This window comes from Bradyrhizobium sp. 27S5 (assembly GCF_037217225.1).
Lineage (GTDB): Bacteria > Pseudomonadota > Alphaproteobacteria > Rhizobiales > Xanthobacteraceae > Bradyrhizobium > Bradyrhizobium septentrionale.
Genome location: NZ_CP147714.1, coordinates 5289556 through 5309802 on the forward strand (window position 1 = coordinate 5289556; position 20247 = coordinate 5309802).

Consider the following 20247-nt stretch of genomic DNA (forward strand, 5'->3'; position numbering starts at 1 on the left):
GAAGTAATCAGGCCGTTTTCTTGTGTTCGCCCCGGACCACGGTCCAGCGCTTCAGCTTCGAGATCGGCTTCGATTCCTCGATCCAGACCATGTCGCCCGGCTTGAACTGGTTGTTCTCGTCGTGCGCGTGGTAGTTCTTGGAACGGCGGATCGTCTTCTTGTAGATCGGGTGGGTGAAGCGGCGATCGACGCGCACCACGATGGTCTTGGCTTGCTTGTCGCTGACGACCACGCCCTGCAGAGTACGTTTCGGCATAGGCTTCCCTTACTTCTTCTTCGCGCGCAGCTGCGCGGCGATGGTCTTGATACGAGCGATATCGCGGCGGGCTTCCCGCATCCGCGAGGTGTTCTCCAGCTGCCCGGTGGCGCGCTGGAAACGCAGGTTGAAGCGTTCCTTCTTCAGGTTAAGGACCGCGTCTTCCCGCTGGTCGTCGCTCATCGCGCGAATGTCTTCAACTTTCATCTCGGCCATGGCGATTACTCCGCAATGCGCGCAACGAAGCGCGTCTTGATCGGCAGCTTGGCGGCGGCGAGCGACAGCGCCTCCTTGGCGGTCTGCACCGGCACGCCGTCGATCTCAAACATCACGCGGCCCGGCTTGATCCGGACCACCCACAATTCCGGCGCACCCTTGCCGGAGCCCATGCGGACTTCGGCGGGCTTCTTCGACACCGGCACGTCCGGGAACACGCGGATCCAGACACGGCCGGCGCGCTTCATGTGACGGGTCAGCGCGCGGCGGGCGGCTTCGATCTGACGGGCGGTGACGCGCTCAGGCTCCATCGCCTTCAGGCCGAACTGGCCGAACGCCAACGTCGCGCCAGAGGTCGCAACGCCGTGGATACGGCCCTTATGCGCCTTCCGGAACTTCGTTTTCTTAGGTTGCATCATGGCTTTAAGCCCTCAAATTCCTGCTTTGCCTCAAGCGGCGTCGCGGCGCGAACGCGGGGTATTGTCGCCCTCGGCCATCTTCTTGTCCTGGGCCATCGGATCGTGCTCGAGGATCTCGCCCTTGAAGATCCAGACCTTGACGCCGCAGGTGCCGAAGGTCGTGAACGCGGTGGCAACGCCGTAGTCGACGTCGGCGCGCAGCGTGTGCAGCGGCACGCGGCCTTCGCGGTACCACTCCATGCGCGCGATTTCGGCGCCGCCGAGACGGCCCGAGCAGTTGATGCGGATGCCCTCGGCGCCGAGACGCATCGCCGACTGCACGGCGCGCTTCATGGCGCGGCGGAACGCAACGCGGCGCTCGAGCTGCTGGGCGATCGATTCAGCGACCAGGGTCGCGTCGAGCTCCGGCTTGCGGATCTCGACGATGTTGATCACGACATCCGACGAGGTGATGTCGGCGACCTTCTTGCGCAGCTTGTCGATGTCGGCGCCCTTCTTGCCGATCACGACGCCCGGACGGGCCGAGTGGATCGTCACGCGGCACTTCTTGTGCGGACGCTCGATCACGATGCGGGCGACGGCCGCCTGCTTGAGCTCCTTGTGCAGGATCTCGCGGATCTTGACGTCCTCGTGCAGGAGCTTGCCGTATTCCTGCTTGCCGGCGAACCAACGGGAGTCCCAGGTCCGGTTGATGCCGAGACGCAGCCCGATTGGATTGATCTTTTGACCCATCGTCTTCTCCTGCGCCCTTCTTAGGCGCTTGCCTCGGCCTCGACCTGACGAACCACGATGGTCAGGTGCGAGAACGGTTTGAACACACGGCCCGAACGGCCACGGCCGCGCGGAGCAAAACGCTTCATCACGATGCCGTTGCCGACATGCGCCTCGGCAACGACGAGATCGTCGACATCGAGGTCATGATTGTTCTCGGCGTTGGCGATCGCCGATTCCAGGCACTTCTTGACGTCGACCGCGATCCGCTTGCGCGAGAACTGCAGGTCGGCGAGCGCAGCCGAAGCCTTGCGGCCGCGGATCAGCTGCGCCACCAGGTTCAGCTTCTGCGGGCTGACGCGCAGCATGCGGGCGACGGCCTTGGCCTCATTGTCCGCGAGGCTACGTTCGCGCTTTGGTTTGCTCATCGTCTATTCCTCAAGCCTTCTTGGCTTTCTTGTCGCCCGAGTGGCCGTGGAAGGTCCGGGTCGGCGAGAACTCGCCGAACTTGTGACCCACCATTTCCTCGTTGATCGCCACCGGCACGTGCTTCTGGCCGTTGTAGACACCGAAGGTCAGGCCGACGAACTGCGGCAGGATGGTGGAGCGGCGGCTCCAGATCTTGATGACGTCGTGACGGCCGGACGCGCGCGCGGCATCTGCCTTCTTGAGCAGAGAACCCTCGACGAACGGGCCTTTCCAGACTGAACGAACCATGTCCGGCGTTCCTTACTTCTTCCGCTTGTGGCGGCTGAGGAGAATGAATTTGTTGGTCGACTTGTTGGTGCGGGTCTTCTTGCCCTTGGTCGGCTTGCCCCACGGAGTAACCGGGTGGCGACCGCCCGAGGTACGACCTTCACCACCGCCGTGCGGATGGTCGATCGGGTTCATGACGACGCCGCGGTTGTGCGGACGCCAGCCGAGCCAGCGGGTACGACCGGCCTTGCCGATCGAGATGTTCATGTGATCGGGGTTCGAGACCGCGCCGATCGTGCCGCGGCAGCGGCCGTGCACGAGACGCTGCTCGCCCGAGTTCAGGCGGACGATCACGTAGTCCTGGTCGCGGCCGACGATCTGGGCGTAGGTGCCGGCGGAGCGCGCCAGCTGGCCGCCCTTGCCGATCTTCAGCTCGATGTTGTGCACGATCGTGCCGACCGGCATGTTGCCGAGCGGCATGACGTTGCCGGGCTTGACGTCGACATAGTTGCCGGCGACGACGGTGTCGCCTGCCGCCAGACGCTGCGGCGCCAGGATGTAGGCCAGCTCACCGTCCTGATACTTGATCAGCGCGATGAACGCGGTGCGGTTCGGATCGTACTCGAGCCGCTCCACGACCGCCGGCATGTCCACCTTGTCGCGGCAGAAGTCGACGGTGCGGTAGGCCTTCTTGTGGCCGCCGCCGCGGAAGCGCACGGTGATGCGGCCGGTGTTGTTGCGGCCGCCATTGCCGAGCTTGCCCTCGGTCAGCGCCTTCACCGGCTTGCCCTTGTAGAGCGCCGAACGATCGACCATGACCAGCTGGCGCTGGCCCGGCGTCGTAGGATTGTAGGTTTTCAATGCCATCGTCGTTGCGCCTTATAGTCCGGTAGTCACGTCGATGCGGTGGCCCTCTTCAAGGGTCACGATCGCGCGCTTGGAGTCCGACTGCGAGCCGAGATTGCCGCGGAACACCTTGGTCTTGCCCTTGCGGACGAGGGTGTTGACGCTCTTCACCTTGACGTCGAACAGCTTCTCGACCGCTTCCTTGATCTGCGGCTTGGTCGCCTTGCCGGCGACCTTGAACAGCACCTTGTTGTGCTCGGAGGCGAGCGTCGCCTTTTCCGTCACGACAGGAGAGATGATGACGTCGTAGTGGCGCGGATCGATGTTCTTCATTTGAAGCGCGCCTCCAGCGCATCAACCGCAGCCTTGGTCAGCACCAGCTTGTGGCGGCGGAGAATGTCGTAGACGTTGATGCCCTGGATCGGCAGCACGTCGATGTTCGGGATGTTGCGGGCCGCGATCGCGAAACCGTTGTTCAGCTCCGCGCCGTCGATGATCAGCGCATTGGTCAGGCCGAGACCCGAGAAGTGCCCGATCAGAGCCTTGGTCTTGGCGGCCTCGAGCTGCGCATTGTCGATCACGATCAGCCCGCCGTCCTTGGCCTTGGCCGACAGCGCATGCTTCAGCGCGAGCGCGCGCACCTTCTTCGGCAGGTCGGTCGCATGGGAGCGAACCACCGGACCGAACGCACGGCCACCGCCGCGGAACTGCGGCACGCGGGCCGAGCCGTGACGGGCGCCGCCGGTGCCCTTCTGCTTGTACATCTTCTTGCCGGTGCGCCAGACGTCGGCGCGGCCCTGGGTCTTGTGCGTGCCGGCCTGACGCTTGTTCAGCTGCCACTGCACGCAGCGCTGAATGATGTCCTTGCGCGGCTCGAGACCGAAGATCTCGTCCGACAGCTGAACCGAGCCAGCGTCCTTGCCTTCAAGGGTGGTGACTTTCAGTTCCATCTCACACGCCCTCCTTCTCGGCCACAGCCTCGGCAGCTTCGCCACCGGCAACCTTGAACTTGCCGGGCTTCGGAGCTTCCTTCGGTAGCGGCTTCTTCACCGCGTCGCGTACCGAGATCCAGCCGCCCTTGGAGCCGGGAACGGCGCCTTCGACGAGGATCAGGCCGCGCTCGACGTCGGTCGAAACCACACGCAGGTTGAGCGTGGTGATGCGGTCGACGCCCATGTGACCGGGCATCTTCTTGTTCTTGAAGGTCTTGCCGGGGTCCTGACGGCCACCGGTCGAACCGATCGAACGGTGCGAGACCGACACACCGTGGGTGGCGCGCAGACCGCCGAAATTCCAGCGCTTCATGCCGCCGGCGAAGCCCTTACCGATCGAGGTACCGGTCACGTCGACGAACTGGCCGACCACGAAATGGTCCGCCTGGATTTCCGCGCCGACCGGGATCAGCGCGTCCTCGGACACGCGGAACTCGGCGACCTTGCGCTTCGGCTCGACCTTGGCGACCGCGAACTGGCCGCGTTCAGCCTTCGGCATGTACACCGTCTTGCGGGCGCCGGAGCCGAGCTGAAGGGCGACATAGCCGTTCTTCTCGGTCGTGCGGTGGCCCAGCACCTGGCAGTTGCCCAACTTCAGCACGGTCACAGGGATATGCTCGCCGGTCTCCGTAAAGACCCGCGTCATCCCGACCTTCTGTGCGATCACTCCGGAGCGCATCGGCGTGCTTCCTGTCTTTCTGTCCGCAAGCGGCGGACGTAAAAATCCAAAACCTTAGAGCTTGATCTCGACGTCGACACCGGCGGCCAGGTCGAGCTTCATCAGCGCATCGACGGTCTGCGGGGTCGGGTCGACAATGTCGAGGAGGCGCTTGTGGGTGCGCATCTCGAATTGCTCGCGGCTCTTCTTGTCAACGTGCGGCGAACGGTTGACGGTGAACTTCTCGATGCGGGTCGGCAGCGGAATCGGTCCGCGAACCTGCGCACCGGTGCGCTTCGCCGTGTTCACGATCTCACGGGTCGACGTATCGAGGATTCGATGGTCGAACGCCTTGAGACGGATGCGAATGTTTTGGCCGTTCATTGCCGTATTCTTTCTTTAGTGAGTGGCGAGTAGCGAATAGCGAATGGATCGATCCACCCGCTACTCGCCATTCCCTATTCGCGTACTTACTCGATGATGGCGGCGACGACGCCGGCGCCGACGGTGCGGCCGCCTTCGCGGATCGCGAAACGCAGCTTCTCTTCCATCGCGATCGGCACGATCAGGTGCACTTCCATCGCGATGTTGTCGCCCGGCATCACCATCTCGGTGCCTTCCGGCAGGTGCACGACACCGGTCACGTCGGTGGTGCGGAAGTAGAACTGCGGACGGTAGTTGGTGAAGAACGGGGTGTGACGACCGCCCTCTTCCTTGGTGAGGATGTAAGCCTCAGCCTTGAACTTGGTGTGCGGCTTGACCGAACCGGGCTTGCACAGCACCTGGCCACGCTCGACTTCCTCGCGCTTGGTGCCGCGGAGCAGCGCACCGATGTTGTCGCCGGCCTGGCCCTGATCGAGCAGCTTGCGGAACATTTCGACGCCGGTGACGATGGTCTTCTGGGTGTCGCGGATACCGACGATCTCGATTTCCTCGCCGACCTTGATGATGCCGCGCTCGACACGGCCGGTGACGACGGTGCCGCGGCCCGAGATCGAGAACACGTCTTCAACCGGCATCAAAAACGGCTGGTCGATCGGACGCTCCGGCTGCGGGATGTACTCGTCGACGTTCTTCATCAGCTCGAGGATGGCGTCGTGGCCGAGCGTCTTGTCCTTGTCTTCGAGGGCGGCGAGCGCCGAGCCCTTGATGATCGGGATCTTGTCGCCCGGGAATTCGTACTTCGAGAGCAGCTCGCGGACCTCGAGCTCGACGAGCTCGAGCAGTTCCGGATCGTCGACCATGTCGCACTTGTTGAGGAACACGACGAGCGCGGGCACGCCGACCTGGCGGGCGAGCAGGATGTGCTCGCGGGTCTGCGGCATCGGGCCGTCAGCAGCCGACACGACCAGGATCGCGCCGTCCATCTGGGCGGCACCGGTGATCATGTTCTTGACGTAATCGGCGTGGCCGGGGCAGTCGACGTGGGCATAGTGGCGGTTCTTCGTCTCGTACTCGACGTGAGCGGTCGAGATCGTGATGCCGCGCGCCTTCTCTTCCGGCGCCTTGTCGATCTGGTCGTAGGCGGTGAACGTCGCGCCGCCGGTTTCTGCAAGCACCTTGGTGATCGCTGCGGTCAGCGAGGTCTTGCCATGGTCGACGTGACCGATGGTGCCGATGTTGCAGTGGGGCTTGTTACGCTCGAATTTTGCTTTGGCCATTTGACTCTCCGTTCAGTCGTTAGTTGCTAACCAACGACAATCAAGCAAACTTTTTCTGGACTTCAGCCGACACGTTCGCCGGTGCTTCGGCGTAGTGATCGAACTGCATGGTGAAGGTCGCGCGACCCTGGCTCATCGAGCGCAGGTTGTTCACGTAACCGAACATGTTCATGAGCGGCACCATCGCGTTGATGACGTTGGCGTTGCCGCGCATGTCTTGGCCCTGGATCTGGCCGCGCCGGGAATTCAGGTCGCCGATGACCGAACCGGTGTAGTCTTCCGGGGTCACCACCTCGACCTTCATGATCGGCTCGAGCAGGACGGACTTGCCCTTCGTCAGCGCCTCGCGGAACGCAGCCCGCGATGCGATTTCGAACGCCAGCGCCGACGAGTCGACGTCGTGATACTTGCCGTCGACCAGCTGCACCTTGACGTCCACCACCGGGAAGCCGGCAACGACACCGGAGCCCATCACGCTATTGAGGCCCTTTTCGACGCCGGGGATGTATTCCTTCGGCACCGCGCCGCCGACGATCTTCGATTCGAACTCGTAGCCCTTGCCGGGCTCGTTCGGCTCGACGACGATCGACACCTCGGCGAACTGACCGGTACCGCCAGTCTGCTTCTTGTGCGTGTACTTGACTTCGGCCTTTTTGGTCACGCGCTCACGGAACGCCACCTGCGGCGCGCCGATGTTGGCATCGACCTTGTAGGTGCGCTTGAGAATGTCGACCTTGATGTCGAGATGCAGTTCGCCCATGCCCTTGAGGATGGTCTGGCCGGACTCCTGATCGGTCGACACGCGGAACGACGGATCCTCCGCGGCGAGCTTGGCCAGCGCGACGCCGAGCTTTTCCTGGTCGGCCTTCGACTTCGGCTCGATCGCGATTTCGATCACCGGCTCCGGGAATTCCATCTTTTCGAGGATCACCGGCTTGTCGGGATCGCACAGCGTGTCGCCGGTGCGCGCTTCCTTCAGGCCCGCCAGCGCGACGATGTCGCCGGCATAGGCTTCCTTGATGTCTTCGCGGTTGTTCGCATGCATCAACAGCATCCGCCCGATCCGCTCCTTCTTGTCGCGGGTCGAGTTCACCACGCCGGTGCCCGACTGCAGGACGCCGGAGTAGATGCGGCAGAAGGTGATGGTGCCGACGAACGGATCGTCCATGATCTTGAACGCGAGCAGCGCCAGCGGCTCCTTGTCGTCCGCCTTGCGCACGACCTCGTTGCCGTCGTCATCGATACCTTTGATCGCGGGCACGTCGATCGGCGACGGCAGATAGTCGACGACAGCGTCGAGCAGCGGCTGCACGCCCTTGTTCTTGAACGCGGAGCCGCACAGCACCGGATAGAATGCACCGGTGAGCACCGCCTTGCGGATCAGGCGCTTCAGGGTCGCCTCGTCCGGCTCCTTGCCGTCGAGGAAAGCGGCCAATGCGTCGTCGTCGAGCTCGACGGCGGCTTCCACCATCTTCTCGCGATATTCCTTGGCCTGCTCGATCATGTCTTCCGGAATGTCGACATAGTCGAACTTCGCGCCGAGCGATTCATCGTTCCAGATGATGCCCTTCATGACGACGAGGTCGACGAGACCCTTGAAGTTGTTCTCGGCACCGATCGGAAGCTGAATCGCGATAGGCTTGGCGCCGAGGCGGTCGACGATGTCGGCCAGGCACTTGAAGAAGTCGGCACCGGTCTTGTCCATCTTGTTGGCGAAGACGATGCGCGGAACCTTGTACTTGTCGCCCTGGCGCCAGACGGTCTCGGTCTGCGGCTCGACGCCCTGGTTGGAGTCGAGCACGCAAACGGCGCCGTCGAGCACGCGCAGCGAACGTTCGACCTCAATGGTGAAGTCGACGTGGCCGGGGGTGTCGATGATGTTCAGACGCTTGCCGTTCCAGAACGCGGTGGTCGCAGCCGAGGTGATCGTGATGCCACGCTCCTGCTCCTGCTCCATCCAGTCCATCGTCGCGGCACCTTCGTGCACTTCGCCGATCTTGTGGCTCTTGCCGGTGTAATAGAGGATGCGCTCGGTGGTCGTGGTCTTACCGGCGTCGATATGCGCCATGATACCGAAGTTGCGGTAGTTCTCTATGGCATGAACGCGAGGCATAGGCTGTTCCTTAAATTCCGTGTTTCGCCGTTACCAGCGATAGTGCGAGAAGGCGCGGTTGGCTTCCGCCATCCGGTGCACGTCTTCACGCTTCTTGACGGCGTTGCCGCGATTGTTCGACGCGTCGAGCAGTTCAGCCGAGAGGCGCTCCGTCATGGTCTTCTCGTTGCGCTCGCGAGCGGCCGAGATCAGCCAGCGGATACCAAGCGCCTGACGGCGCACCGAACGGACTTCGACCGGGACCTGGTAGGTCGCGCCGCCGACGCGGCGGGAACGAACTTCGATGGTCGGCATCACGTTCTCGAGCGCCTGCTCGAACACGCCGAGCGGGGGCTGCTTGGTCTTGGCCTCGATCATGCCGAGCGCACCGTAGACGATGTTTTCGGCAACCGACTTCTTCCCGGCGTACATCACCGAGTTCATGAACTTCGTAATGATGATGTTCCCGAACTTCGGGTCCGGAAGAACTTCACGCTTCTCAGCAGAATGGCGACGCGACATCTGATCGTTTCCCGCTTACTTAGGACGCTTCGCGCCGTACTTCGAACGACGCTGCTTACGGTTCTTGACGCCCTGGGTATCCAGCACGCCGCGGAGGATGTGGTAGCGCACGCCGGGCAAGTCCTTGACGCGACCACCGCGGATCATGACCACCGAGTGCTCCTGCAGGTTATGGCCTTCACCCGGGATGTAGCCGATCACCTCGAAGCCGTTGGTCAGGCGCACCTTGGCGACCTTACGAAGCGCCGAGTTCGGCTTCTTCGGGGTCGTGGTGTATACGCGCGTGCAAACGCCGCGCTTCTGCGGCGACTGCTGCAGCGCCGGCACCTTCTTGCGCGACTTCTGCACTTCACGTGGTTTTGCGATCAGCTGGTTGATCGTCGGCATGCAGCCTTCACCCTTTAGTTCGCGCGAAAGCCTTGAATGGCTCCGCAAATTTCTTCTCAGGACTAGCCGTCCCGTACGGCCCGCTCGACGCGGAACAAGCAACCGCGCAAAGCGAAATCGCGCCAACCACTCATCGCTGAGCGGAAAGCGCATCGACGCCACAGAGGACCGCGATCCCGGACCGTTCAGCGTTCGCTGTTCGGTCCGCCACCGAGGTCATGCATCCGAATTCACTCTCATGAGGACGTGCTCAAGAGAACTAAAATCGTCCTGGCATTGCCTAGCTATCATCGACAGCGTTTGAGCGGCATTCGTCGAGGTTGGTGCCCGTCCGGCTCCTCAAAAAAGGGCCTTCGGGTGTTCCGTTCCGACGCTGGCGTAGCTCACCGCCTGTCGTTAAGTGGCCGCCTTGTATAATCGAGAGATAGTGAAGTCAAGCAAAACGACAGGCAAAGAAACGCCTCTGGCGCTTGCAGATTTTGCATTTCGCCGCGGCACGGTGCGCGACGGAATATGACGGCCTGCGCACCTCCCCTCGCCCTTTGACCGAGTCGCGGGCCACCCGGCAGAATCATATTATACCCGGATAAAACAAGAATAGAAACAACTCTCCCCAACTTAGACCTGAAGGCAAACTGCGAAACTAAGCCTTTATTTGCCATTCGCGGCGCAAAAATCGGGGTCTACGGCTACGGAACTCACTCATGCGGTACACCGACATCGCGATCATCGGCGGCGGCCTTGCGGGCTCGATCGCGGCCGCCATGCTCGGCCGTGCCGGGATACCGAGCATCCTGATCGACCCACATCAGGTCTATCCGTTGGATTTCCGCGTCGAAAAGATCGCCGGCGACCTCCAACTCGAGCGATTCGCCAGGACCGGCCTTGCCGAATCCGTGCTCCGTTCGGCGACGCTGGACGGCGAGAACTGGATCGCGCGATTCGGCTATCTGCTCGACCGGCAGCCGAGCCGGCAATACGGCATCATGTACGACGCGCTTATCGCGGCGATCCGGAACGAAATCGCGCGGCCGGCGGAATTCATCTGCGACAAGGTCGCCAATGTCGCGACCAGTTCCGAGCGGCAGAAGGTCGTGCTCTCCAGCGGCGAGGAGATCTCGGCGCGTCTCGTGGTGCTCGCCAACGGCCTCAACGTCGGGCTGCGCCGGATGCTCGGCATCGAGCGGCTAGTCACGAGCCACAGCCACTCGATCTCGCTCGGCTTCGATTTCGTCCCCGTCGGCCGCCCCGCGTTCCCGTTCGCGGCGATGACCTATTTCTCGGAGCGGCCGAGCGACCGCATCCCCTACATCACGCTGTTTCCGGTCGGGAACCGGATGCGCGCCAACCTCTTCACCTACCGTCAGGCCGACGATCCCTGGCTGCGCGCGATGCGGCGCAATCCGGTCGAGACGCTGAACGCCGCGCTGCCGAGGTTGCGCCGGCTCACGGGCGAGTTCGACGTCGCCGGCGACGTCAAGATCAGGCCCGCCGATGTCTATGTCAGCACCGGCTATCGGCAGGCCGGCGTCGTGCTGGTCGGCGATGCCTTCGCCAGCACCTGCCCGGTCACCGGCACCGGGACCGACAAGGTGTTCACCGACGTCGCCCAGCTCTGCAACGTCCATATCCCGGCCTGGCTTGCGACCGACGGCATGGGCGAGGAGAAGATCACCGCGTTCTACGACGATCCGGTCAAGACGGAATGCGACGCTTGGTCGAACGACAAGGCATTCAGCTTCCGCGAGGTCTCGATCGGTACCGGGCCCTACTGGCAAGCCCAGCGCTGGGCGCGCTTCTTCGGCTATCTCGGCCGGAGCTGGCTGCGCCGGCTGCACAGCCCACTGGCGGCATCGTCAGCAGCGCGGCCGGCCAATCGCTTCCGGCAGCGTCCGCACGCAGCCGACAGGGCGTAAGGGCCGGATCGGCGGAAGCTCGCTCCCGGACATCCACCGGCAAGGCGGTGCGGCGCAGGCGTCACGCCTCCTCGTCTTCGCCCTCATCCTCCTCGTCGTCATCGTCATCATCGTCCGCGTCGTCGGCATCCTCGTCGTCTGTGCCGTGATGTCCCTGGTCGTCCCACAGCTTGCGGTAGACGCCGTTCTTGGCCAGCAGCTCCTCGTGCGAGCCGCGCTCGATCGCCCTGCCGCCTGATATCACGATGATCTCGTCCATCTCGACCACGGAAGTGAGGCGGTGCGTCGACCAGATCATGGTCCGGCCCTCAGCGACCTTGAGCAGCGTGCGGTTGATCGCCGCTTCCGTGGTCTGGTCGAGCGCCGAGGTCGCCTCGTCGAGCAGCAGCACGGACGGGTTGCGGATGATCGCGCGCGCGATCGCGATGCGCTGGCGCTGGCCGCCCGACAACGTGTCGCCGCGCTCGCCGACCGGCGTGTCGTAGCGCTGCGGCAGGCTCATGATGTAGCGATGGATCTCGGCCTTCTTCGCGGCATCCTCGACCTCGGCGTCATCAGCGCCCTCCTTGCCGAGCCGGATGTTCTCGCGGATCGACATGTTGAACAGCATGTTCTCCTGGAACACGACCGCCATGCTCGCCCGCAGCGACTCGCGCGTCACCCGGCGGATGTCGACGCCGTCGATGGCGACGCGGCCCTCGTCCGGCACGTAGAGCCGCAGGATCAGGTTGATCAGCGTGCTCTTGCCGGAGCCGCTGGGACCCACGATCGCGATGCTCTTGCCGGCATTGAGCTTGAGGCTGAGATTGTCGAGCACCGGCGTCTGCGCCCCCTCATACTGGAAGGTGACGCGGTCGAAGGAGATGTCGTTGGTGATCCGCGGCAAATCCGGCGCGCCGGGACGGTCGGCGCCGCGGGTCGGCTCGTCGAGCAGCTCCTGGATGTGCCCCACCGCCGCCGCCGACGAGATCGACACCGGGATGAAATGCATCAGATGGGCGATGTTGTACGACACCTCCCAGAACGCGCTCTCGAAGGTCACGAAGGTGCCGACCGTGATCTGCCCCTTGGTCGCCAGATAGGCGCCGATCGCCAGCACCACGAGGTGAAGCAGCAGCACCGAGATGGTGACGGTGCGCTCCACCATGGTCGACAGGAACATGGCCGAGGCGGCCTTGGCGCGGACGTCGCGGTTGCGCATCGTGAACCAGCCGAGCGCCCGGCGCTGCAGGTTGAACGCCTTGACCACCGCCTGGGCGGCGACGTTCTCCTGCACCATTCCGAGCAGCGCCGCCTCGTTCTGCTTCTGCTCATAATTGGCCAGCACCGCCTTCGGCGTCAGGATGCGCGGCCCGATCAGCGTGATCGGAAACACCAGCAAGGCGACCGCGGCGAGCTGCCAGTTCAGGAATAGCATCAGGATGATGCCGGCGACCAGTTCGAGGCCCGGCAGCGCGGCGCTGTTGGCAAAGGTCTTGATCGAGCCCTCGAAGGCCGACAGATCGATCGAGAAGCGCGACAGGATCTCGCCGCGCTTGGTGCGCGCGAAATAGGCCGACGGCAGGTTCTGGACGTGGTCGAAGATACGGGTCCGCACATCGGCGATGATGCCGGCGGCAAGCCGCGCATCCCAGCGCTCGTACCAGACCGCGATGATCGAGGTGACGATGCCGGCCACCGCGAGCACGCCGAGGATCTTGTAGAGGGCCTGGAAATCCTCCTCGCCGAGCGCGTCGTCGATCAGGAATTTCAGGCTGAGCGGCATGATGACGTTGAACAACGTCTCGACCAGCACGCCGATGGCGACGCAGGCGAGCGGCTTTCTGTAGTTCGCCAGGATCGGCCTGACGAAGCCGAAGATCGTGGAGAGTGCGCCGGCGGCTTCCTTGGCGGTGAAGACGACGAGGTCCTCGTCGTCATCATCGTCATCGAGCTCAAGCTCGTCGTCCTCATCCTCCTCGTCGTCGTCCGGCGCCGCGGCTGCTTTTGCGGAAGCCGCCGCAGGCGGACCGGTCATGATGACGGGCTTCTTCTTCAGCTCGGGATCGCCGGCATCGGCCCGACTGGGATCGTCTGATGCAGGAGGTTTAGGCGCCATGAAACCAACCGATGCTCCACGGCCGGCATGACCGCAAATCGAAACCGCAGCGACGAACGCTGCAGCGGCGATCCTATGCGATCAGGATGAATTCGGCAAAGCGTTTGCGGCGATCGCTGTGCGTGGGCGCGGCCCGTAGATTCTGATTGGAGCCATGCCGTCATTTGACAGGTGGTTGACGCAAGGCCGACCGCCTTGCGCCAAATGCCATCAGTCGCTGTCGCTAGTCGTCGAGGTCGGCCTCGACCTTGTCGAAGAACGAATAGCGCAGGCTATCGGAGTCGGCGTACCACTGCCCCGGCCCCTTGTTGGCGGCCAGCGTCAGCGCCCACAGCTGATCGGTGCAGTCGCGGCGGTGCATCGACAGGTCGAAGCCGTTGCCGAAGAACAATTCCGACCACTCCCACCAGGTGCCGAGCTTCTTCACCCCGCGCAGCAGGTCGTAGCGATCGATCACCGCCGGCGCCATGTCCGAGGTCACCGACGCGAACACCAGGCCGGTCTTGACCACGCGGTTCAACTCGCGCACCGCGCGCACCACCTGCTTCTCGCCGAGATGGCACAGCGATGTCTCGAATGCGAAGTCGAACTCGTTGGCCTTGAACGGCAGGTCGGCGATCGAGCCGAGCTTGTTGTACTTCTTCAACGCCTTCGGCGTCTTGCCGTGGATGTAGCGGTTGTTCTCGACACCCCAGGCATCGATGCCGCGCTCGCGCAGCGCGCCGACCAGCTCGCCGCTGGCGGAGCCGGCGATCAGGAGCTTGTAGCCCTTCGCCCTGCCCCACACCGTCTTGATCAGGTCGGTCAGATAGGCCGGGTCAGTGAAGTTGCGCCAGGCTTCGCTGTAGGGACCGGCGCCGCGATAGTTGTCGAAATAGCCGCGGTCGATCTTGTCGGAGACCTCGGCGCTTTCCTGGGCACGGGCGCGGCGCAATCGCATCATCTCGGTGACGACGATGTCGGTCGCGGCATCGGAGGAATCGAGCAGCCCGTTCAGCGTCGAATCGAACAGATAGTCGCCGACGACCACGATGCCGGGATGCTCCTTCGGCTCGGGACGGTGGTTGGTCATGACGTCGCGCACCGGCAGGCCGCCCGGCAGCGCGTTGACCGACGACAGCCAGCGATGGATCTTGCCTTCGAGGAAATGCGCGCGGGCATCGCCGAGCGAGGCCGGCAGCGACTTCAGCGCGGCATCGAACAGTTCCTGGTCGCTGAGATTGGCAAAGGCGAGCGCGTCGGAGCCCGCGATCAGCCAGTTCAGCACGCCGTGCTTGCCGACGTCGTGGCGCGCGCCCTCATTGTAGACGCAGCAGCCGCCGAACGCTTCCGACATGAACCAGGCGCCCGGGACCTTCTCGCCCCAGAACGGCTCGTCGAACAGGATCGAGACGCGCAGATAGTGCGCGGGCCGGTCGAAATAGGCGACGTGCTTGACCATCGACTTGCGCAGCTGCTCGCCGTCCCAGCGCATGGTCGCAAGCCAGGAGTGCGGCAGGCAGACCAGCACGAGGTCGAAGTCGCGCGTCTCCGGCCCCTTGCCGTTCATCATGTTGAGCTGGTAGCGGCCGCTTGCGGTCTTGCCGACCTTGAGAACGCGATGGTTGAGCTGGATGTCGGCGTTGACCTCCGAGCGCAGGCAATCGATCAGCTGCTCGTTGCCGTTCTGGATCGAATACAGGCCGATATAGCCGTCGACGTCCATCACGTAGTTCTTCAGTGCGTTGAGGCCATTCGTATTGTGGCTCTCGGTCGCGATGTCGGAGCGCGCCATCACCTTGAAGAAGCGCCTGGCGGTCGCGTCGTCGACCTCCTCGTCGAGGATCTGCTCGGCAGTCTTGTAGGCCCAGGGGTGCTCGTTGTCGTGGGCACCGATCCCCTCGTAATATTCGTGCGGCGACACCATGTCGCTGCAGCGCTTGCGGAACGCCTCGATCGCGGCCGCGGTCTTCGCGCCGTATTTGCGGCGCATGCCCGGCACGTCGGCGAGCAGTTCGCCGTCGAGCTGGACCTGCTCGGCATCCATCGGGATCGTCTGCAGGCCGAAATGCTGGATCAGCTCGCGCAGCGGGTCGGGTCCCGTCATCGAGTAATCGTAAATCTCGGCAACGCCGGCCTCATACATCGCAGGCGCGGAGTCGAATTTGCGCGTGACGATCTTGCCGCCGAGTCGGTTCGACGCCTCGAAGATGGTGACGCGGCAGAGGTCGCCGAGTTTGCGTTTCAAATACCAGGCGCTCATCAGCCCCCCGGGGCCGCCGCCTACGATAGCCAAGTCGAGCATATGGATTCCGTCGTCTCCGGCACGAGCCAAACAGCCGGTCTAAGTCACCTTAGCAAAAGCACTTTTTTGCCTGAAGGAAAGATGAACAAACTGCGTCCCTGCACCGCAGCAAGGAAAGAAAGCAGCAAAAAGGCCGGCAAAACGCCGGCCTTCTCGCCATTACCGTAGTCTTGCGGATGCCTATTCCGCGGGCGGCAGCGCCAGCGGCTCCGCTTCCGGAGCCGTCGGCACGATCGCCGCCTGCTGCTTCTCGCGCTCGTCGAGGATCAGCTTGTCGCGCTTGACCGCGACTTCGCGGATCCGCGCCATCGAGGCGCCGGTGCCGGCCGGGATCAGGCGGCCGACAATGACGTTCTCCTTGAGGCCTTCGAGCGGGTCCACCTTGCCGTTGACGGCAGCTTCGGTGAGCACGCGCGTGGTCTCCTGGAACGACGCCGCCGAGAAGAACGAGCGGGTCTGCAAGCTCGCCTTGGTGATGCCGAGCAGAACCGGCGTACCCGTGGCGGGCTTCTTGCCCTCCTCCTTGGCCTTGGTGTTGAGCGCGTCGAACTCGATCTTGTCGACCTGCTCGCCCGAGATCATGTCGGTGTCGCCCTGGTCGGTGACTTCGACCTTCTGCAGCATCTGACGGACAATCACCTCGATGTGCTTGTCGTTGATGAGCACGCCCTGCAACCGGTAGACCTCCTGGATTTCGTTGACCAGATAGGCAGCGAGTTCCTCGATGCCCTTGATCGCCAGGATGTCGTGCGGCGCCGGATTGCCTTCGACGATGAAATCGCCCTTTTCGACGATGTCGCCGTCCTGAAGGTGGATGTGCTTGCCCTTCGGGATCAGGTACTCGCGCGGCTCCTCGGTCTTGTCCATCGGCTCGATCGAGATACGGCGCTTGTTCTTGTAGTCGCGGCCAAAGCGGATCGTTCCGGCCGTTTCCGCGATGATCGCCGCGTCCTTCGGCTTGCGAGCCTCGAACAGTTCCGCCACCCGCGGCAGACCGCCGGTGATGTCACGCGTCTTGGCGCTCTCGGTCGAGATACGCGCCAGGATGTCGCCGGGCATGATCTTCGCGCCGATGTCGACCGACAGAATGGCGTCGACCGACAACATGTAGCGGGCATCGCCGCCACGCGCGAGCTTCAGCACCTTGCCGTCCTTGCCCTTGACCACGATGGCCGGGCGCAGGTCCGAACCGCCGCGCGTCGTGCGCCAGTCGATGACCACGCGCTTGGCGATACCGGTCGATTCGTCGAGCGTTTCCGAGATCGACTGGCCTTCGACCAGATCCTCGAAACCGATCGTGCCCTCGACTTCGCTCAGCACCGGGCGGGTATAGGGGTCCCACTCGGCGATGCGCTGGCCGCGCTTGACCGTGTCGCCTTCGTCGACGTGCATCTTCGAACCGTACTGAATACGGTGGGTTGCACGCTCGGTGCCGTCGGCGTCGACGATCGCAACGACCATGTTGCGCACCATCGCGACCAGATTGCCTTCGCTGTTGCGGGCGATGGCCTTGTTCCGGATCACGATCTTGCCGTCGAAGTTCGATTCGACGAACGACTGCTCGTTGAGCTGCGCCGCGCCGCCGATGTGGAACGTGCGCATCGTCAGCTGCGTACCGGGCTCACCGATCGACTGCGCCGCGATGACGCCGACGGCCTCACCGTGGTTGACCGGGGTGCCGCGGGCCAGATCGCGGCCGTAGCACTTGGCGCAGATGCCGTTGATCAGCTCGCAGGTCAGCGCCGAGCGGATCTTCACTTCCTGGATGCCGGCCTGCTGGATCGCGTCGACATGGGTCTCCTCCATCAACGTATCGCGCTTGATGACGATCTCGTTGGTGGCGGGATCACGCACGTCATCGCAGGCCGTGCGGCCCAGGATGCGCGAGCCGAGCGAGGCGACCACGGTGCCGGCATCGACGATGGCGCGCATCTTGATGCCGAGCTTGGTGCCGCAATCGGTCTGCGTGATGATGCAGTCCTGTGCGACGTCGACCAGACGGCGGGTCAGGTAACCGGAGTTCGCGGTCTTCAACGCGGTGTCCGCGAGGCCCTTGCGGGCGCCGTGGGTCGAGTTGAAGTATTCGAGCACCGACAGACCTTCCTTGAAGTTGGAAATGATCGGCGTCTCGATGATCTCGCCCGACGGCTTGGCCATCAGGCCGCGCATGCCGGCGAGCTGGCGCATCTGCGCCGGCGAACCACGCGCACCGGAGTGCGCCATCATGTAGATCGAGTTGATGTCGGCATCCGCCCCCGCCGCCGTCTTTTTGGTGGAGGAGATCTCCTTCATCATCGCCTTGGCGACTTCTTCACCGGCCTTCGACCAGGCGTCGACGACTTTGTTGTACTTCTCGCCATGGGTGATCAGGCCGTCATTGTACTGCTGCTCGAAATCCTTCGCCAGCGTACGGGTCTGGTCCACGATCTTCCACTTCGACGCCGGCACGACCATGTCGTCCTTGCCGAACGAGATGCCCGCCTTGAAGGCGTTGTAGAAGCCGAGCGCCATGATGCGGTCGCAGAAGATCACGGTCTCCTTCTGACCGCAGTGACGGTAGACCTGGTCGATCACGCCGGAGATCTCGCGCTTGGTCATCAGCTTGTTGATGATGTCGTACGAGATCTTGGTGCTCTTCGGCAGCAGGTTGCCGAGCATGACGCGGCCAGCGGTGGTCTCGATCCAACGCTTGGACAGCTTGCCTTCCTCGTCGAGGCCTTCCCACCGGTACTTGATCTTGGTGTGGAGGTGGATGACCTTCGAATGCAGGGCGTGCTCGAGCTCGGCCATGTCGCCGAAGATCTTGCCCTCGCCGGGCAGGCCTTCGCGCATGATCGAGACGTAGTAGAGGCCGAGCACGATGTCCTGCGACGGCACGATGATCGGCTGGCCGTTCGCCGGATGCAGGATGTTGTTGGTCGACATCATCAGGACGCGCGCTTCCAGCTGCGCTTCGAGCGACAGCGGAACGTGCACGGCCATCTGGTCGCCGTCGAAGTCGGCGTTGAAGGCGGCGCAGACCAGCGGATGCAGCTGGATCGCCTTGCCTTCGATCAGCACCGGCTCGAACGCCTGGATGCCCAGGCGATGCAGCGTCGGCGCGCGGTTGAGCAGCACCGGATGCTCGCGGATCACCTCATCGAGGATATCCCAGACCTCCGGACGCTCCTTCTCGACCAGCTTCTTGGCCTGCTTCACCGTGGTGGACAGGCCCTTGGCGTCGAGCCGCGAATAGATGAACGGCTTGAACAGCTCGAGCGCCATCTTCTTCGGCAGGCCGCACTGATGCAGGCGCAGCTCGGGACCGACCACGATCACCGAACGGCCCGAATAGTCGACGCGCTTGCCGAGCAGGTTCTGGCGGAACCGGCCCTGCTTGCCCTTCAGCATGTCGGCGAGCGACTTCAGCGGGCGCTTGTTGGCACCCGTGATGACGCGGCCGCGGCGGCCGTTGTCGAACAGCGCGTCGACGGCCTCCTGCAGCATGCGCTTTTCGTTGCGGATGATGATGTCAGGCGCACGCAGCTCCATCAGCCGCTTCAAGCGGTTGTTGCGGTTGATGACGCGGCGATACAGGTCGTTGAGGTCGGAGGTCGCGAACCGGCCGCCGTCGAGCGGCACCAGCGGACGCAGGTCCGGCGGAATCACCGGCACGACCGTCATGATCATCCATTCCGGCTTGTTGCCGGAGACGCGGAAGGCCTCGACGATCTTCAGACGCTTGGCGAGCTTCTTGTGCTTGATGTCGGAGTCGGTCTCCGCCATGTCGGCGCGCAGCGTCGCCTCGAGCTTCTCGAGCTCGAGACCCTTGAGCAGCTCGCGGATCGCCTCGGCGCCGATCATGGCGGTGAAGCTGTCCTGGCCGTACTCGTCCTGCGCCTTCAGATACTCGTCTTCCGACAGCAGCTGACGGTCCTTCAGCGCGGTCAGGCCGGGCTCGAGAACGACGTAATATTCGAAGTAGAGGATCCGCTCGAGATCCTTCAGCGTCATGTCGAGCAAGAGGCCGATGCGCGACGGCAGCGACTTCAGGAACCAGATGTGGGCGACCGGCGCCGCCAGCTCGATGTGGCCCATGCGCTCGCGCCGGACGCGCGACAGCGTCACCTCGACCGAGCACTTCTCGCAGATGATGCCCTTGTACTTCATCCGCTTGTACTTGCCGCACAGGCACTCGTAGTCCTTGATCGGCCCGAAGATGCGCGCGCAGAACAGGCCGTCACGCTCCGGCTTGAAGGTGCGGTAGTTGATGGTCTCCGGCTTCTTGATCTCGCCGTACGACCAGGACAGAATCTTCTCTGGAGACGCGATCGAAATCCGGATCTGGTCGAAGACCTGAGCCGGCGTCGTCGGATTGAAAAGATTCATAATCTCTTGATTCATGGTCTTCTCCTCGCGTGCCGATCGTCACCGGCAGCAAATTCGAAATTTTATTCAGCGCGCGCCCCGCCCAACGTCCGAGCGGAGTGCGAAGGCCCGGCGCTTCTCGCGCC

The 20247-nt window shown here is 63.5% G+C and carries 19 protein-coding genes; 1 reads left to right on the forward strand and 18 read right to left on the reverse strand.

The genetic code is table 11. The features are described from left to right. Positions 1-7 precede the first annotated feature (7 nt). The 15 genes from rpsQ to rpsL form a co-directional block, all read right to left on the reverse strand. Positions 8-256, reverse strand: a complete 249-nt coding sequence (gene rpsQ, locus WDM24_RS24930) for a 30S ribosomal protein S17 (protein ID WP_016843754.1) — start codon at positions 254-256, stop codon at positions 8-10. Between the two features lie 9 nt (positions 257-265). Next, entirely contained in the window at positions 266-472 is a 207-nt protein-coding gene (rpmC, locus tag WDM24_RS24935) for a 50S ribosomal protein L29 (RefSeq protein ID WP_021081654.1), read from the reverse strand. Positions 473-477: 5 nt separating this feature from the next. Continuing rightward, complete coding sequence (gene rplP / locus WDM24_RS24940) at positions 478-891, reverse strand: 50S ribosomal protein L16 (RefSeq protein ID WP_016843752.1); 414 nt, start codon at positions 889-891, stop codon at positions 478-480. Between the two features lie 30 nt (positions 892-921). Then, positions 922-1623, reverse strand: a complete 702-nt coding sequence (gene rpsC, locus WDM24_RS24945) for a 30S ribosomal protein S3 (RefSeq protein WP_018272135.1) — start codon at positions 1621-1623, stop codon at positions 922-924. 20 nt (positions 1624-1643) lie between these two features. Then, entirely contained in the window at positions 1644-2030 is a 387-nt protein-coding gene (gene rplV, locus WDM24_RS24950) for a 50S ribosomal protein L22 (RefSeq protein ID WP_018272136.1), read from the reverse strand. A 10-nt stretch (positions 2031-2040) separates the two neighbouring features. Continuing rightward, positions 2041-2319: a 30S ribosomal protein S19 gene (gene rpsS / locus WDM24_RS24955; protein ID WP_018272137.1), complete on the reverse strand. Its 279-nt coding sequence runs from the start codon at positions 2317-2319 to the stop codon at positions 2041-2043. A gap of 12 nt (positions 2320-2331) precedes the next feature. Beyond that, the gene (gene rplB, locus WDM24_RS24960; protein ID WP_338827445.1) at positions 2332-3165 is read right to left on the reverse strand and encodes a 50S ribosomal protein L2; all 834 of its coding nucleotides are present in this window, start codon (positions 3163-3165) and stop codon (positions 2332-2334) included. Between the two features lie 12 nt (positions 3166-3177). Next, a complete protein-coding gene (locus tag WDM24_RS24965; RefSeq protein WP_029081770.1) occupies positions 3178-3477 on the reverse strand; it encodes a 50S ribosomal protein L23 in 300 nt (99 codons plus the stop codon). Further along, positions 3474-4094 (reverse strand): 50S ribosomal protein L4, encoded by a 621-nt coding sequence (rplD, locus tag WDM24_RS24970; protein WP_166205923.1) that lies wholly within the window; start codon positions 4092-4094, stop codon positions 3474-3476. The genes WDM24_RS24965 and rplD overlap by 4 nt, the downstream gene beginning before the upstream one ends. A 1-nt stretch (position 4095) precedes the next feature. After that, positions 4096-4815: a 50S ribosomal protein L3 gene (gene rplC, locus WDM24_RS24975; RefSeq protein ID WP_029081772.1), complete on the reverse strand. Its 720-nt coding sequence runs from the start codon at positions 4813-4815 to the stop codon at positions 4096-4098. Positions 4816-4869: 54 nt separating this feature from the next. Continuing rightward, positions 4870-5178, reverse strand: a complete 309-nt coding sequence (rpsJ, locus tag WDM24_RS24980; RefSeq protein WP_002712302.1) for a 30S ribosomal protein S10 — start codon at positions 5176-5178, stop codon at positions 4870-4872. Positions 5179-5264: 86 nt separating this feature from the next. Beyond that, positions 5265-6455 (reverse strand): elongation factor Tu, encoded by a 1191-nt coding sequence (gene tuf / locus WDM24_RS24985; protein WP_166205926.1) that lies wholly within the window; start codon positions 6453-6455, stop codon positions 5265-5267. 40 nt (positions 6456-6495) lie between these two features. Next, positions 6496-8568, reverse strand: a complete 2073-nt coding sequence (gene fusA, locus WDM24_RS24990) for an elongation factor G (RefSeq protein WP_166205929.1) — start codon at positions 8566-8568, stop codon at positions 6496-6498. A gap of 30 nt (positions 8569-8598) precedes the next feature. After that, positions 8599-9069: a 30S ribosomal protein S7 gene (gene rpsG, locus WDM24_RS24995; protein ID WP_021081660.1), complete on the reverse strand. Its 471-nt coding sequence runs from the start codon at positions 9067-9069 to the stop codon at positions 8599-8601. A 15-nt stretch (positions 9070-9084) separates the two neighbouring features. Next, a complete protein-coding gene (gene rpsL, locus WDM24_RS25000) occupies positions 9085-9456 on the reverse strand; it encodes a 30S ribosomal protein S12 (protein ID WP_028168167.1) in 372 nt (123 codons plus the stop codon). Between the two features lie 704 nt (positions 9457-10160). Between rpsL and WDM24_RS25005 the strand changes: the two genes are divergently transcribed. Further along, complete coding sequence (locus tag WDM24_RS25005; RefSeq protein ID WP_338827447.1) at positions 10161-11372, forward strand: NAD(P)/FAD-dependent oxidoreductase; 1212 nt, start codon at positions 10161-10163, stop codon at positions 11370-11372. 61 nt (positions 11373-11433) lie between these two features. On the opposite strand, the gene WDM24_RS25010 is transcribed toward WDM24_RS25005, so the two are convergent. The 3 genes from WDM24_RS25010 to rpoC all read right to left on the reverse strand — a co-directional run bounded on the left by WDM24_RS25010 (position 11434) and on the right by rpoC (position 20137). Then, positions 11434-13470 carry an ABC transporter ATP-binding protein gene (locus WDM24_RS25010; RefSeq protein ID WP_414645624.1) on the reverse strand — a complete coding sequence of 679 codons (2037 nt, stop codon included), beginning with the start codon at positions 13468-13470 and terminating at the stop codon, positions 11434-11436. A gap of 223 nt (positions 13471-13693) precedes the next feature. Continuing rightward, positions 13694-15754 carry an FAD-dependent oxidoreductase gene (locus tag WDM24_RS25015; RefSeq protein ID WP_338689864.1) on the reverse strand — a complete coding sequence of 687 codons (2061 nt, stop codon included), beginning with the start codon at positions 15752-15754 and terminating at the stop codon, positions 13694-13696. Positions 15755-15934: 180 nt separating this feature from the next. Further along, positions 15935-20137, reverse strand: coding sequence for a DNA-directed RNA polymerase subunit beta' (gene rpoC / locus WDM24_RS25020; RefSeq protein WP_029081777.1), 4203 nt, complete (start codon positions 20135-20137; stop codon positions 15935-15937). Positions 20138-20247: the final 110 nt, after the last annotated feature.